A 14,892-nucleotide genomic window follows, 5' to 3' on the forward strand; every position below is an offset into this window, starting at 1 on the left:
GTGTGTCATGTCGCTGGAAACGTGGTTGGCTTTTTTCGCCGCCTGTTGGGTAATCAGTCTGTCGCCGGGTGCAGGGGCTATCGCCTCCATGTCCTGCGGTTTGCAATATGGCTTCTGGCGCGGTTACTGGAACGCCTTGGGCCTGCAACTGGGCCTGATCCTGCAGATTGCGATCATTGCCGCCGGCGTCGGCGCTATCCTCGCGGCGTCGGCCACGGCGTTCCAGATCATCAAGTGGTTTGGCGTGGCCTATCTGATCTACCTGGCAGTGAAGCAATGGCGAGCATTGCCGGCTGACCTGTCCGACGACGCTGCGGTCCGGCCCATCGGCAAACCGCTGAGCCTGGTGTTCCGTGGTTTCCTGGTCAACGTCAGCAACCCCAAGGCACTGGTCTTCATGCTCGCGGTGCTGCCGCAGTTCATCAACCCGCACGAGGCGCTGCTGCCGCAATACGTGGCGATCACCGTGACGATGATCAGCGTGGACCTGCTGGTGATGGCCGGCTACACCGGGCTGGCCTCTCGCGTGCTGCGCCTGCTGCGTACGCCGAAGCAGCAACGCCGGATGAACCGCACCTTCGCTGGCCTGTTCCTGGGCGCGGCGACCTTGCTGGCGACCATTCGCCGGGCGCCGGTCTGATTCGATCTGCAATGCAAAAGGCGACCTGAGAAGGTCGCCTTTTTTGTTTCGCGCGAGTTCAGGCATGGCGTACGCTGCGGCGCCAGGCTGTAAGCAATTTGGAGATCTTTAGCCGACCATTTCAGCCAGAGACGGCCAGTGGCGGCGTGATTGGCATGACGCCAGGTTGGCCCTTACAGGAGTTCACATGCAGGTCATCTATCTTTTCTTCTGCTTTGCGGGCGCGGCGTTGCCCCTTTCGCAGTTCGTCCCTTGGCTTGCGGCGCATAGCCTCGATGTACCGCTGCTGTTGCAGCAGGCAACCGCTGACTCCATCGCAGCATTCGCTTGGGCTGATGTCCTGGTTTCAGGACTGGTGGTCATTGTGTTCGTGATTGCCGAAGGTCGCAGGCTGGCGATCCCTCGACTGTGGTTGCCGTTGTGCAGCCTTGCCGTCGGGCCGTCACTGGCATTGCCACTCTTTCTCTTGCTTCGCGAGCGCCATCTTGCGGCTGCGAGGCTTGAAGCCGGTGTTGCCTGACCGCTGCTTCGTTTCAAGCCCCAGGCATTTTGGGCAAGGGGCTTGAAGCGAGCTTTTTTGTGCCTTAGCGCAGAACCCGCGCTGGCTCATCCGGCGGCAGGTTGTTGCCACCCTGGTAGCTGCGAGGCTGTCCCGGTACCGGTCCGCCCAACTGCTCGGCCAGTTGCCGGGCGACATCGATGCCCAGCTCCTTCGACACTTCACGCACCACCTTCGGCCGGCTCAGGCTGATTTTCGCGTCGCGACCGTTGACCAGCTTGGTTTGCTGGCCTTCACCCATGGCGGTGAACGCCGAGGTGATTTCGTAGGTGCGGGTGTTGATCAGGCTGAAGTCAGCCACCAGGGTCAGGCCCAACACCGCCGAATAGCTGTTGGTGTTGTCGATGGCGTTGGTGTCCTGCTCGAAGTCGACATCCGACAAGGTGCCGAACAGCACATAGTCTGCGCCCTTGAAGTGGCCGGCCTTGATGCGCTTGATGATGTCGTAGACGTCACCCTTGGCGTCGGCGGTGTAGGGTGTGCCCTGCACCAACTGGAACATCCCGGACTTGATGATCTCGCCCTTGATGTCGCCGCTGAACTTGCGCAGCTCGGTTTGCTCGATGTAGCTCTGGCTGCTCTCGAACTCGTTGTAGCTCGACGAGCCGCTGGCGTGATACATGCTCGCCTGCGAGCTGTTCTGCGCAGAAACGATGTGGATGTACTGCTCCACACGTTCTTGATACGCAAGGTCGGTGACCGCCACCTTGGGGGCCGCCTGTACGCCAAAGGCGCAGGCCAGGCCCAGAATTCCCATCCATGCGCGCATCGCTTATCGCTCCGTGGTCTTGCGGATTTCTTTCTCGTCCATCCACTCGGCCAGGCCGCTTTCGACGTCGATCAGTTGCAGGCTGAATTTGTAGAAGACGTCCTTGTAGTCCTCGCTGCGCTTGACAATCGAACTGATCGAGCCTTCCAGGCGGTATTTGGCGGCGATCATGTTGCCGGTCTTGGCGACGGTGTTTTTCTTGTACAGGCCGCTCTGGTTCTGCAGCTTGAGCTGGTCGACCTGGCTCTGCATCTGGTTGTTGTCGCTGGCGAAGCGGGCGGTGCCGGACTTCATCAACTGGGTCTTGATCGAGGTGGTGATCTCGCGGGTATCGATGTACTCGCTGGTCTTGTTCTTCACGTCGTAGACCTGAACCACCGGACGACCTTGCAGCACGCCGGACTGGGCCAGGGAGCGGGTCATGGTTTCGGCGATCATTTGCAGGTCGGTGGAGCCGAATTCATTGGTCACCAGTTCGACGGCCTTGCTGTCGCCGTAGCTGATGTTCTTGCCGCCCAGCACGGGGGAGGGCGACGAGCAGCCGCTGGCCAGGGCAACGACGGCGGCGAGCAGGGAAAGCTGGACAAACTTCATGTAGAAAACTCCGGAAAAAAATTACTGAGACTGGACTTCGAGGCGGAAATCGGTGGCCTGGGGAACTGGCGCAATCGCTGGCAGGACGCTGGATTGCGAACCGTACAGGGTCAGGGTTTTCCAGCTTTCCTCATCGGCGACGGGGAAGCCGTCGTTGCCCAGCCAGGCGAAACGGTAGAAGAGGGTCTTGTTGCTGCCGCTGGTGTTGTTCAGCGCGACCTTGACGGTGAGAAAGCCGTTTTCGCGGGCGACCCGCATCGGGCCGGTCTCGATGTTCTTCAGCTTGCCCATGACCACGACTTTGCTGGCGGCGCTGCCGGGAGCGGGCGGCGGTGTGGCGCAACCGGCCAGCAAGGCGGCGGCGAGGGCGATGGCGAGTTTGAAGCGCATGACAGTCCTTGGTTACTTGAGGGTGGCGACGGCGGCTGCCGGAGCCGGAGGTGTGAGGAGCCTGGCGGAGCCGGCGGCGAAGACCTGGTTGCCAACGACGCGCAGGGAAACGACCTGATAAGGACGATCGACGTTGACCACGATTTTGCTGCCGCCCAGGCCTGAAGGCAGGCTCAACTGGTGCTCGCCCGGGCTCAGGCGCACGCGGGCGACCAGGGTTTCGTTGGGCAGGGTGCGCCAGGTGCGGGTGTCAGCGCCTTCGGTGATGGCCGAAGCGATGCCTACGGCCAGGCCGGCCAGCGGGTTGACGTCGTTGATCTGTTTCTGCGCCACCGCACGGGTGACGGCGCGCACGCTGGTGCGCAGGATGATGCCCGGCATGTCGTCGCGCAAGGCCCGACGAGACATGGCTGAAGTGCTGTTGAGCGTGGTCAGCGACAGCGACTTGTCGTCCAGCGTGACCTGGCCGACATGGGCGGTGGACGTGTCTTCACGGATGATCGGGAACGACAGCGGGGTGATCACCAGATTGCCGCTGATCACCAGCGGCAACGGGATGCGGATCGAATCACGGGCTGGCGCCAGGCCGCTCTGGACCACGATCAGCACGTCGCTGTCCTGGCTCTTGGGTTTTTCCACGACGACTTCTTTGGCCTTGCCTTTGCGCTTGCCCTTGTCCTTGCTGGCGACGGGGGCGGGCTCACTGCTGTTGTCGGCGCTCTTGTCGAGGTCGAGCAGGGCCTGTTCCAGTAACGGCGTGTTGGGCAGCAGTTCGGCAGCCTTGCGATAACCTGGTGCGGCAAGGCCCTGTTCGCCCAGGGCCTCGTATACGAAACCGGACAGATAATGGCTGAAGGCGCTCTGGTAGCTGTTTTTCAGGCCGATGACCTCGGGCGCATCAAGGGCGGCGACCGGGTAGCCGCGCAGGTCCTTGTACTCGGTCGTGACGCCTTCCTTCTCGGCCTCTTCCTCGCGCTTGAGGTATTCCTTGTCGCGCAGTTCGGCGATCACTGCCTCACGCTCGTGGGTTTTCTTGATTTCGGTGCGGGCGCCGTCGAAGTCGTTCTGCGCGAGCAGGTTCAGGGCCATCTGGGTGGTCAGCATGACTTTTTCATAGTCATAGCCTTCGTAGCGGCGAACCTTGTCGTTGACCAGGTAGCTGCCGAACTGGCTCAGGTATTTCTCGGTATCGAGCTTGACCGACTCTTCCCATTTGAACACCAGGCCGTCGGCTGCGCGCCAGGCGGTCTGGCTGCCGCTCAGGTCGCCCTTGGAGCGTAGCAACTCGCCTTTTTCGAAGTAGTAGAGAAGATCCTTGTCTTCACCTGTGTTGTTTTTCTCCAGCACGGCCAGGGCGGCATCGATGTTGCCGCTGCTCAGGTGCTGGTTGGTTTCCTGGAGTTCGCTGTCGTAGCTGCGGAACACAGAGCAGCCTGTCAGCTGGAGTGCCACGAAAAGCGCGGCAAAGGTGAAGACACGGGACTTCATTGCTTCTTCCCTGAACAGAGGTTGGGGTCTTTCGGAAGGCCGAAAAGTGCTTTTGAATTGTTCTTTGATTCCGTTAGGGCATAACGAAAGGCGCGCAGTATAGGGGCGGACTTCGTTACTCCAAGACGTGCGGATTGTTACCGAAGGTGAGTGCCAGTACGAGTGCCATTATCTCCGAAGTGCCCGATGAACGGTAACTTCCGCGGCATTCGGAAGGGCGATTAATGAAATTGTTGCTAATTTTTACGATTCGTCTTGAGCCCGCCTGGACGGCGGTGAACAATATTCGCCTCATCGCTACCGTCCGAGACTGGCCCCATGATTTCCCGCTCCCGCTTGTTCGCCTGGCTGTTGTGGCCAATGCTGGTCCTGGGCAGTGCCGCGGCACTGGCTGAACCTGTCGAGGGGGCGGCGAAGGCGTTGCACCTGCTGGACGCCATCGGCGCGGATTACCCGGACACGGTGCAGTCCGGCAACGCGGTGGACAAGGCCGGCCATGGCAAGCAACTGGAGTTCGTCGGGGCCCTGCAAGGGTTGCTCGCCGACCTGCCGGAGCGGCCTCAGCGCAAGGCGTTGCAGGACGGCGTCAGTCATCTGCGCCAGGCCATCAGCGAACATCAGGATGGCGCCAGCGTGACGCGTCAGGCCCGGCAATTGGGCGCTGAACTGGCACTGGCGTATGAAGTCAGCCAGGCCCCGGTCATCACCCCCGACCCGACACGCGGCGCGCCGCTCTATGCCCAGCATTGTTCGGTGTGCCACGGCGACAGCGGTGCTGGCGATGGCCCGGCGGGCCTCGGTCTGGAGCCGCCGCCCTCTAACCTGCGGGATGTCGCGCGTCTCGACCGCCTGAGCCTGTTCGATCTGTACAACACCCTCGGCCTGGGCATCGAAGGCACCGACATGCCGTCCTTCGCCGACCAGCTCGACGAGCGTCAGCGCTGGGACCTGGCTACCTACATCGCCGGTTTCAGTGCCGACCCGGCCAAGGCCGTCAGTGACAAACCGTTCAACCTCGCCGACCTGGCACGTCAGACCCCGGCCGAAATCGAAGCGGCCCAAGGCGCGCAAGCGCTACCTGCATTCCGTGCCCAGCGGGCGAAGCCGCCACAGGTCCAGCGCGGTCCGGGGCAGTTGCTCGACTACACCGCCACCACCCTCGACCAGAGCCTGGCGGCCTACCAGCGCGGCGACCACGAGCAAGCCTACGACTTGTCGGTGGCGGCTTATCTGGAAGGCTTCGAACTGGTGGAAAGCTCGCTCGACAACGTCGACAGCACCGTGCGCAAAGACACCGAAAAAGCCCTGATGGCTTACCGTCAGTCGCTTCAGGACGGCTTGCCGCTGGAGCAGGTCAGCCAGCGTCTGGCCGAGGCCAAAGCCAAGCTGAAGGTGTGCGCCGGCCTGTTGGGCAGTGATGGCCTGAGCTGGTCGCTGAGTTTTATCTCGGGCTTGCTGATTCTGTTGCGCGAAGGTCTGGAGGCGATCCTCGTGCTCGCGGCCATCCTCGCGTTCCTGCGCAACACCGGGCAGCAGGCGGCGGTGCGCAGCGTCAACATCGGTTGGGGGCTGGCGTTGCTGGCGGGCTTCGGCACCTGGGCGCTGGCCGCGTATGTGATCGATGTGGGCGGCGCGCAGCGCGAATTGCTCGAAGGCTGCACGGCGCTGTTCGCCTGCGTGATGGTGCTCTGGCTCGGCGTGTGGATGCACGATCGTCGGCATGCCGCGGCCTGGCAGGACTACATCAAGAGCAGCCTGGTCGGCGGCGGCGGTCGCTTCGGCTTTGCCATGCTGGCGTTCTTCTCGGTGTACCGCGAACTGTTCGAGGTGATCCTGTTCTACGAAACCCTCTGGTTGCAGGCCGGCCCGGCCGGGCATCAGGCGGTGCTGGCGGGCGGCGCCACGGCGCTGGTGCTGCTGGTGGGGCTGGCGTGGGTGATCCTGCGTGGCTCGGCCAAGTTGCCGCTGTCGCTGTTCTTCAGCATCAACGCAGCGCTGCTGTGCGCGCTATCGGTGGTGTTCGCCGGGCACGGCGTCAAGGCGCTGCAGGAGGCCGGGATCTTCGGCACCCGGCCGGTGCCGTTCTTCGACTTCGACTGGCTGGGCATCCACGCCGACGCTTATTCGTTGGCCGCCCAGGCCGCAGCTCTGCTGGCGATCGTGGTGCTGTATGGCCGCAGTTGGTTCAGCGAGCGGCGCCGCGTTTCGGCGCATTGATTTGAAGCGGGGCGGGCGAGCGGGGATACTGCCCGCCTGTTTCGTCTCGCTGTGGATAACTCAATGATGCGTATCTGGATCGATGCCGACGCCTGCCCCAAGGCCGCGAAGGATCAGATCGTTAAATTCGCGCTCAAGCGTCAATTTGAAGTGGTGATGGTGGCCGGCGGGCCCCAGGCCAAGCCGCCTTTCGCCTGCGTAAAGCTGATCGTGGTGCCGAGCGGGCCGGATGCCGCCGATGATTACCTGGTGGAACACGCGGTCCCCGGCGAACTGGTGATCTGCAGTGATGTGCCGCTGGCCGACCGGCTGGTGAAGAAGGGCGTCGCTGCCCTCGACCCGCGTGGCCGCGAGTTCGATGAGCGCAACATGGGCGAGCGCCTGGCGGTGCGCAACCTGTTCACCGACCTGCGTGAGCAGGGCCAGGTCGGCGGCGGTCAGGCGCCTTATGGCGAACGCGAAAAGCAGGCGTTCGCCAATGCCCTCGACCGCATCCTGACGCGGCTGGCGCGGCAGTTCCCGGGCTGAGGCCCGAGCCGTCAGCCCGGCTAGCCTCGGTCACTCACCTTCGTGGGTCAGTTCCAGTACGCGGTCGACCAGCTTGTAGATACCGCCGGCGGCGTCGCTGATGGACTGGGCGAGCATGTAGGCCGGGGTGCTGACCAACTTGCGCGCGGTGTCTTCGACAATGCCGTGCACATCGCACTCTTCGTGGGTGCCGCCCATCTTGACGATGGCTGCACTGATCTCGGCATCGTTGCCGATGGTGCAGACCACGCCCGGGCCGTAGATCTTCGCCGCCAGCGCCGGCGAGATGCAGATCAGGCCTACCGGCTTGCCGGCTTCGGCGAACGCTTCAGCCAGGGCCAGGACATCCGGGTGCACGGTGCAGTTGGCGCCTTCAAGGAGCAGGTTGGAGAGGTTTTTTGCGCTGCCGAAGCCACCCGGCACGATCAGCGCGTCGAAGTCGTTGGCATCGGCTTCGCGCAGGTCCTTGATATTGCCGCGGGCGATCCGTGCGGACTCCACCAGCACATTGCGCGACTCGGGCATTTCCTCGCCGGTGAGGTGGTTGATCACGTGCAGTTGCGCGATATTCGGCGCGAAGCACTGCACCTGCGCGCCGCGCTGGTCGAGGCGCAGCAGGGTGATGACGCTTTCATGGATTTCCGCGCCGTCGTAGACGCCGCAGCCTGACAGAATCACAGCAACTTTTTTGGTCATGCTTTCTACTCCCGATTCGAGGCGCTAAATGTCGTCTAATTTGGCAGTTGTCGCCATAGGGATTCCCGCATTGCGGGCCTAATCTTGATCCATTGCCAGAAAATGGACTCGCCATGGACTTCATCCTGCTTGCCGTGCCGTTTTTCTTCGTATTGATCGCGGTCGAACTGCTGGCTGACCGCTGGCGTGGCGTGAGCAATTATCGGTTGGCGGATGCCGTCAACAGCCTGAGTGCGGGGGTGTTGTCGACCACCACAGGGCTGTTGACCAAGGGGGTCGGGCTGGTCAGTTACGCCATTGCCCTGGAGCATCTGGCGCTGTTCGAATTGCCGGCAGATGCCTGGTGGGTGTGGGTGCTGGCGTTTGTTGCCTATGACTTCTGCTACTACTGGCTGCATCGCTTCGGCCACGAACGCAACATCCTCTGGGCCGCGCATTCGGTGCATCACCAGAGCGAGGACTACAACCTTTCTACTGCGCTGCGTCAGACCAGTACCGGCTTTCTGCTGTCGTGGATCTTCTACCTGCCGCTGGCGGTGCTGGGTGTGCCACTGCTGGTGTTCGTCAGCGTCGGCGCGCTGAACCTGCTGTATCAGTTCTGGGTGCATACCCGGCACATTCCCAAGCTCGGCTGGTATGAATGGCTGTTTGTCACGCCGTCCAATCATCGCGTCCACCATGCGCAGAATCCTATCTACATAGATCGCAACTACGGTGGCGTGTTCATTCTCTGGGACCGGCTGTTCGGCACCTTCCTCGAAGAAGACGATAACGAACCCGTGGTGTTCGGGGTGACCACGCCGCTGGCGAGCTGGAATCCGCTGTGGGCCAATCTGCAGTTCTACGCCCAGCTCTGGGCGGATGCGCGGCGTACAGGGCACTGGTGGGACAAGCTGCGGATCTGGTTCATGCCGACTGGCTGGCGGCCGGCCGATGTGGTGCAACGTTATCCACAGGCGAAGCAGGATCTGACGAATTTCCGCAAGTTCGAGGTGCCACTGGGTGGGGCTCAGCAGCTTTACGTGCTGCTGCAATTCGCGGTCTATGTGGCGCTGGGCAGCTATCTGATGAACGCAGGCGGGCACCTGCCGCTGGCAGCGTTGCTGCTGGGCTGGGGGATGATGGCGTTTGGATTGTTCGTGTTGGGGACGGCGCTGGAGAACCGTCCCTGGGCGCGGCGCCTGGAACTGGCGCGGCTGGGGCTGAACCTGCCGGCCTATGCGCTGGCCGGTGTGACCGGTTTAGGGCCGGTCACCGCCCTGGGGTGGGTCGCGCTGCTCGGTTACAGCCTGCTCAGCCTGATCGGCCTGTACTTGAGCCGCCGCTTCCTGTTTGGCAATGCGCGCGGCCTTGAACCGGCGGCGCAGCCACAGCAGGGCGCCGAGCACCAGCAGGCCGCCGAGCACCCATAGCTCGTACTTCTTCACGTTGCCCAACAGGCCTTCGAGAATCGCGCCGAAGTGGTAGGCGGCGGCACCCAGGGCCAGCGCCCAGACTGCCGCGCCGATGCCGTTGAGCAACAGGTAGCGGCGTGGTGGATAACCGGACAGGCCGATGGCGACCGGCATCACGGTACGCAGGCCGTAGACGAAACGGAAACTCAGCACCCAGATGTCCGGGTGGCGGCGGATATGCTCCAGCGCCCGGTCGCCCATCAACTGCCAGCGCGGCTTGCGTGCCAGCAACTTGCGCCCATGACGACGGCCCATGAAGTACCAGAGCTGATCGCCGGCATAGCTGCCGAAGAACGCCACCAGCACCACCAGGTTGATGTCCATGTATCCGCGGAACGCAAGGAATCCGGCCAGTACCAGGATGGTCTCGCCTTCAAAAAACGTACCTAGAAAAAGGGCAAAGTAGCCGAAATCTTGCAGGAATTCTTGAAGCATTTTCTGGATGCTGGCGAAATGAACGCGCAGCCTACCCCTTCGGGCGCTTTGGGGAAAGTGTCCAAATGTGTCTCGACGTGAACAATTCCTACAAGGGACAATGCCTGCGTCTGTAGGTCGCAGGGTTGTCCCCGCCTGTCACACAAGCGTCATAATGGCCGCTTATAACTGTCGCGCCCGCCTGTCCGCGCGGGCTCAGGAGTCTGCCGTGAGCTTTACCCCTGCCAATCGTCTGTTCCCAGCTACCCGCCTGCGTCGCAACCGTCGTGATGACTTTTCTCGTCGCCTGGTTCGCGAGAATGTCCTGACTGTCGATGATCTGATCCTGCCGGTATTCGTGCTGGACGGTGAAAACCGCCGCGAGGAAGTGGCCTCCATGCCAGGCGTCGAGCGCCTGAGCATCGACCTGCTGCTGGAAGCGGCGGCGGAGTGGGTCGAGCTGGGCATTCCGGCGCTGGCACTGTTCCCGGTGACCCCGTCGGAAAACAAATCCCTCGATGGCGCCGAAGCCTGGAACCCCGAAGGCATCGCCCAGCGCGCTACCCGCGCCCTGCGCGCACGCTTCCCGGAACTGGGCGTGATTACCGACGTCGCGCTTGACCCGTTCACCACCCACGGTCAGGACGGCATCCTTGATGAAGAAGGCTATGTGCAGAACGACATCACCGTCGATGCACTGGTCCGCCAGGCCCTGTCCCACGCCGAAGCCGGCGCCCAGGTGGTCGCTCCGTCGGACATGATGGACGGCCGCATCCAGGCCATCCGCGAAGCCCTGGAACTGGCCGGCCACGTCAACGTGCGCATCATGGCCTACTCGGCCAAGTACGCCAGCGCTTACTATGGTCCGTTCCGCGATGCGGTGGGCTCGGCGCTCAATCTGGGCAAGGCCAATAAGGCCTCGTACCAGATGGATCCGGCCAACACCAATGAGGCGCTGCACGAAGTGGCAGCCGACCTCTCCGAAGGCGCCGATATGGTCATGGTCAAGCCAGGCATGCCATATCTGGATATCCTTCAGCGGGTCAAGGACGAGTTCAAGGTGCCGACCTTCGTTTACCAGGTCAGTGGCGAGTACGCGATGCACATGGCTGCGATCCAGAATGGCTGGCTCTCCGAGGGCGTCATTCTCGAATCGCTCACCGCTTTCAAACGAGCGGGCGCCGACGGCATCCTGACTTACTTCGCTGTACGCGCCGCACAATTGATGAGAGGGCAGTAACGCCCTTCAGGAACGCAAGATGAATAACGAAGCACTGATCGAAGACGCTGTTAAGGATGCACCAGCCGTTCCCGAGCAACTGGTGGAAACCCCGCCAGAACCCGAGGTGGTCGCCGCTCCCCCGGCAGAGGCGCCGGCGGTTGCTCCGGCACCCGTTGTCGCGGTGCCGGGCCTGGATGAAAGCAGCCTTTACATCCATCGCGAACTGTCGCAGTTGCAGTTCAACATCCGTGTGCTGGAGCAGGCGCTGGATGAGTCCTATCCCCTGCTGGAGCGGCTGAAGTTTCTGCTGATCTTCTCCAGCAACCTGGATGAGTTCTTCGAAATTCGTGTTGCGGGCCTGAAGAAGCAGATTACCTTCGCTCGCGAGCAGGCCGGCGCCGACGGCCTGCAGCCGCACCAGGCACTGGCGCGGATCAGCGACCTGGTGCACCACGAAGTGCAGCGCCAGTACGCCATCCTCAACGAAGTGCTGCTGCCGGAGCTGGAAAAGCACCAGATCCGCTTCATCCGTCGCCGTCATTGGACGACCAAGCTCAAGACCTGGGTGCGTCGCTTCTTCCGCGACGAGATCGCGCCCATCATCACGCCGATCGGCCTCGACCCGACTCACCCGTTCCCGTTGCTGGTGAACAAGAGCCTGAACTTCATCGTCGAGCTGGAAGGTATCGATGCCTTCGGTCGCGACTCCGGCCTGGCGATCATCCCGGCGCCGCGCTTGCTGCCGCGGGTTATCCGGGTGCCGGAAGAGGTCGGTGGTCCTGGCGACAACTATGTATTCCTTTCGTCGATGATCCATGCGCACGCCGACGACCTGTTCCAGGGCATGAAGGTCAAGGGCTGCTACCAGTTCCGTCTGACCCGTAACGCCGACCTGGCGCTGGACTCCGAAGATGTGGAAGACCTGGCCCGCGCCCTGCGCGGCGAGCTGTTCTCCCGTCGCTACGGTGACGCAGTGCGTCTTGAGGTCGCCGACACTTGCCCGAAACACCTGTCCGACTACCTGCTCAAGCAGTTCAGCCTGAGCGAGAGCGAGCTGTATCAGGTCAATGGGCCGGTCAACCTGACCCGCCTGTTCAGCATCACCGGCCTGGACAGCCATCCAGAGCTGCAATACACGCCGTTCACCCCGGCGATCCCCAAGCTGTTGCAGAACAGCGAGAACATTTTCAGCGTGGTAAGCAAGCAGGACATCCTGCTGATGCACCCGTTCGAGTCGTTCACCCCGGTCGTGGACATGCTGCGTCAGGCCGCCAAGGACCCGCACGTCCTGGCCGTGCGTCAGACCCTTTACCGCAGCGGCGCCAACTCGGAAATCGTCGATGCGTTGGTGGACGCGGCGCGTAACGGCAAGGAGGTCACTGCGGTGATCGAATTGCGCGCGCGCTTCGACGAAGAGTCCAACCTGCAGATGGCCAGCCGCCTGCAGGCCGCTGGTGCCGTGGTGATCTACGGTGTGGTCGGCTTCAAGACCCACGCCAAGATGATGCTGATCCTGCGTCGCGAAGCCGGCGAGATCGTCCGCTACGCGCACCTGGGTACCGGCAACTACCACGCCGGCAACGCCCGCCTGTACACCGACTACAGCCTGCTGACCTCCGACGACGCCCTGTGCGAGGACGTCGGCAAGTTGTTCAGCCAGTTGATCGGCATGGGCAAGACCCTGCGCATGAAGAAGTTGCTGCACGCGCCTTTCACCCTGAAGAAAGGCATGCTCGACATGATTGCGCGGGAAACCCAGTTCGCCGTGGAAGGCAAGCCGGCGCACATCATCGCCAAGTTCAACTCGCTGACCGATCCGAAGATCATCCGCGCGCTGTACAAGGCCAGCCAGTCGGGCGTGCGCATCGATCTGGTGGTGCGTGGCATGTGCTGCCTGCGTCCGGGCATCGCCGGCGTCTCGCACAACATCCAGGTGCGCTCGATCATCGGCCGCTTCCTGGAGCACACCCGGGTGTTCTACTTCCTCAATGGCGGCGATGAGCAGATCTTCCTGTCCAGCGCCGACTGGATGGAGCGCAACCTCGACAAGCGCGTCGAGACCTGCTTCCCGGTCGAGGGCAAGAAACTGCTGCTACGGGTGAAGAAAGAGCTGGAAGGGTACCTGACCGACAACACCCACTCGTGGATCCTGCAACCGGACGGCCGCTACGTACGCAGCACGCCGACCGGCAACCAGAACCCACGCAGTGTTCAGGCGACTCTGCTCGAGCGCCTGAGCAATCCGGTGCTTATCGTACGCTGAGGACGAAACCGACCCGGGCCAACCACTCGGCTTCCTGTTCGAAGTCGGCCCGGGTCAACTGGTTCTCTTCCAGCCAGTTATCCGGGAACGCGATGGCCAGGCTGTCGCCATTGGCGTGCAGTTCCACCTTCGGCATCTGTTGGGTGCCGCGGATGTGGTGGAACAGGATGGCGAAGCGCAGCAGCACGCACAGGCGAATGAGCTTCACGCCTTCGTCGCCGAAGTCGGCGAACTTGTCCTTGGGAATGTTACGGCGGTGGCCACGTACCAGCAGGGCCAGCATTTGCTGGTCTTCGCGGGAGAAGCCGGCCAGATCGGAGTGTTCGATCAGGTAGGCGCCGTGCTTGTGGTAGTGATAGTGGGCGATGTCCAGGCCCACTTCATGCACCTTGGCCGCCCAGCCCAGCAGTTCACGCCAGATCCCGTCCTGCAGATCCCACGCCGTGGCCACCTGGTCGAAGGCGTGCAATGCCTTGCGCTCGACCCGGGCGACCTGGCCCTGATCGACGTGGTAGCGCTCCATCAGCGAGGTGAGGGTGCGCTCGCGCACGTCTTCATGATGGTGGCGGCCGAGCAGGTCATAGAGCACGCCTTCGCGCAGGGCGCCGTCGCAGTGGTCCATGCGTTGCAGTTCGAGGGCGTCGAAAATCGCTTCGAGGATCGCCAGGCCCGCCGGGAAGATCGCCCGGCGGTCAGGTTTGACGCCGTCGAAGTCGATCTTCTCGATCTCGCCCAGCTTGAACAGCTTGCGCTTGAGCCAGGCCAGGCCTTCGGCGTTGACTTCACCGTTGCCCAGGCCGCCTGCCTTGATGGCAAGACCAATGGCGCGGATGGTGCCGGACGAACCGATGGCTTCATCCCAGCCCAGGCGGTGCAGGGCGGTTTCGATGCTCATCAGTTCCAGGCGCGCCGCGGTGTAGGCCTGGGCGTAGCGTGCCGGGGTGATCTTGCCGTCGCGGAAATAACGCTGGGTGAAGCTGACACAGCCCATTTGCAGGCTTTCGCGCAGCAGCGGTTCGAAGCGCTGGCCGATGATGAACTCGGTACTGCCGCCGCCGATGTCGGCCACCAGGCGCTTGCCAGGGGTGTCGGCGAGGGTATGGGAAACACCCAGATAAATGAGGCGGGCTTCCTCGCGGCCGGAAATCACTTCCACCGGATGGCCGAGGATTTCTTCGGCGCGGCGGATGAACTCGCCACGGTTGCGCGCTTCGCGCAGGGCGTTGGTGCCGACGATGCGCACCGAGCCCTGGGGCATGCCGTTGATCAGTTGGGCGAAGCGCTTGAGGCAATCGAGGCCGCGCTGCATGGATTCTTCGTTGAGCTGGCGCTCTTCATTGATGCCAGCCGCCAGTTGAACCTTCTCGCCGAGCCGCTCGAGGATGCGGATTTCGCTGTGATGGGCTTTGGCTACAACCATATGGAAACTGTTGGAGCCAAGGTCAATGGCGGCGATCAGGGAAAGGTTCTTGGCAGTGGAATGCGGCATGTGATGGCTTCTCGGTCGTTAACCCGGCAATCCTGCCACGATAGTCGGTTTACGCCAACGCGGAGCAGTGCAAGGCTTGATATGGCGCAGTTTCGCGTAGGAATTGTGTCTTTTGTGTGACAGCCGATACCCAAGATCATGAACTACCATAGACAGACTCAATCGCTGG

General features: G+C 62.5%; 13 protein-coding genes and 1 pseudogene. 7 read left to right on the top strand and 7 right to left on the bottom strand.

All coding sequences use genetic code 11. From position 1 onward, the window contains the following. Positions 1-7 precede the first annotated feature (7 nt). Complete coding sequence (locus DM374_RS15945; RefSeq protein ID WP_110970730.1) at positions 8-640, top strand: LysE family transporter; 633 nt, start codon at positions 8-10, stop codon at positions 638-640. Positions 641-827: 187 nt separating this feature from the next. Next, positions 828-1,160: a DUF2834 domain-containing protein gene (locus tag DM374_RS15950; protein ID WP_110970731.1), complete on the top strand. Its 333-nt coding sequence runs from the start codon at positions 828-830 to the stop codon at positions 1,158-1,160. Between the two features lie 64 nt (positions 1,161-1,224). Here DM374_RS15950 and DM374_RS15955 read toward each other — a convergent pair whose 3' ends face one another. Genes DM374_RS15955 through DM374_RS15970 form a run of 4 tightly spaced genes read right to left on the bottom strand, consistent with a single transcriptional unit; the run spans position 1,225 to position 4,440 of the window. Further along, the gene (locus DM374_RS15955) at positions 1,225-1,968 is read right to left on the bottom strand and encodes a penicillin-binding protein activator LpoB (protein ID WP_110970732.1); all 744 of its coding nucleotides are present in this window, start codon (positions 1,966-1,968) and stop codon (positions 1,225-1,227) included. 3 nt (positions 1,969-1,971) lie between these two features. After that, complete coding sequence (gene lpoB / locus DM374_RS15960; protein WP_095156453.1) at positions 1,972-2,562, bottom strand: penicillin-binding protein activator LpoB; 591 nt, start codon at positions 2,560-2,562, stop codon at positions 1,972-1,974. A 21-nt stretch (positions 2,563-2,583) separates the two neighbouring features. Beyond that, on the bottom strand, positions 2,584-2,952 hold the full coding sequence (locus DM374_RS15965; RefSeq protein WP_110970733.1) for a YcfL family protein: 369 nt from the start codon (positions 2,950-2,952) through the stop codon (positions 2,584-2,586). A gap of 12 nt (positions 2,953-2,964) precedes the next feature. After that, on the bottom strand, positions 2,965-4,440 hold the full coding sequence (locus tag DM374_RS15970; protein WP_110970734.1) for a COG3014 family protein: 1,476 nt from the start codon (positions 4,438-4,440) through the stop codon (positions 2,965-2,967). A 318-nt stretch (positions 4,441-4,758) separates the two neighbouring features. Here DM374_RS15970 and DM374_RS15975 point away from each other — a divergent pair, with 318 nt between their 5' ends. Both DM374_RS15975 and DM374_RS15980 read left to right on the top strand, forming a co-directional pair. Further along, a complete protein-coding gene (locus DM374_RS15975; RefSeq protein ID WP_110970735.1) occupies positions 4,759-6,657 on the top strand; it encodes a cytochrome c/FTR1 family iron permease in 1,899 nt (632 codons plus the stop codon). Between the two features lie 66 nt (positions 6,658-6,723). Next, complete coding sequence (locus DM374_RS15980) at positions 6,724-7,185, top strand: YaiI/YqxD family protein (RefSeq protein WP_110970777.1); 462 nt, start codon at positions 6,724-6,726, stop codon at positions 7,183-7,185. Between the two features lie 30 nt (positions 7,186-7,215). On the opposite strand, the gene elbB is transcribed toward DM374_RS15980, so the two are convergent. Continuing rightward, positions 7,216-7,881, bottom strand: a complete 666-nt coding sequence (elbB, locus tag DM374_RS15985; RefSeq protein ID WP_110970736.1) for an isoprenoid biosynthesis glyoxalase ElbB — start codon at positions 7,879-7,881, stop codon at positions 7,216-7,218. A 113-nt stretch (positions 7,882-7,994) separates the two neighbouring features. On the opposite strand from elbB, the pseudogene DM374_RS15990 reads away from it, so the two are divergent. Continuing rightward, positions 7,995-9,203 (top strand): annotated as a pseudogene (locus DM374_RS15990) (sterol desaturase family protein); the annotation flags it as partial. Here the strand turns inward: DM374_RS15990 and DM374_RS15995 are convergent. Next, positions 9,123-9,770: a DedA family protein gene (locus tag DM374_RS15995; protein ID WP_175652605.1), complete on the bottom strand. Its 648-nt coding sequence runs from the start codon at positions 9,768-9,770 to the stop codon at positions 9,123-9,125. The pseudogene DM374_RS15990 and the gene DM374_RS15995 overlap by 81 nt on opposite strands. A gap of 208 nt (positions 9,771-9,978) precedes the next feature. Between DM374_RS15995 and hemB the strand changes: the two genes are divergently transcribed. Together hemB and ppk1 are read left to right on the top strand one after the other, a co-directional pair. Continuing rightward, positions 9,979-10,989: a porphobilinogen synthase gene (hemB, locus tag DM374_RS16000; protein ID WP_095156447.1), complete on the top strand. Its 1,011-nt coding sequence runs from the start codon at positions 9,979-9,981 to the stop codon at positions 10,987-10,989. Between the two features lie 19 nt (positions 10,990-11,008). Then, positions 11,009-13,234 carry a polyphosphate kinase 1 gene (gene ppk1 / locus DM374_RS16005; RefSeq protein WP_110970738.1) on the top strand — a complete coding sequence of 742 codons (2,226 nt, stop codon included), beginning with the start codon at positions 11,009-11,011 and terminating at the stop codon, positions 13,232-13,234. Here the strand turns inward: ppk1 and ppx are convergent. Continuing rightward, complete coding sequence (ppx, locus tag DM374_RS16010; protein WP_110970739.1) at positions 13,221-14,723, bottom strand: exopolyphosphatase; 1,503 nt, start codon at positions 14,721-14,723, stop codon at positions 13,221-13,223. The genes ppk1 and ppx overlap by 14 nt on opposite strands. Positions 14,724-14,892 lie beyond the last annotated feature (169 nt).

It is taken from the genome of Pseudomonas huaxiensis (genome assembly GCF_003231275.1).
Taxonomy (GTDB): Bacteria; Pseudomonadota; Gammaproteobacteria; order Pseudomonadales; family Pseudomonadaceae; genus Aquipseudomonas; species Aquipseudomonas huaxiensis.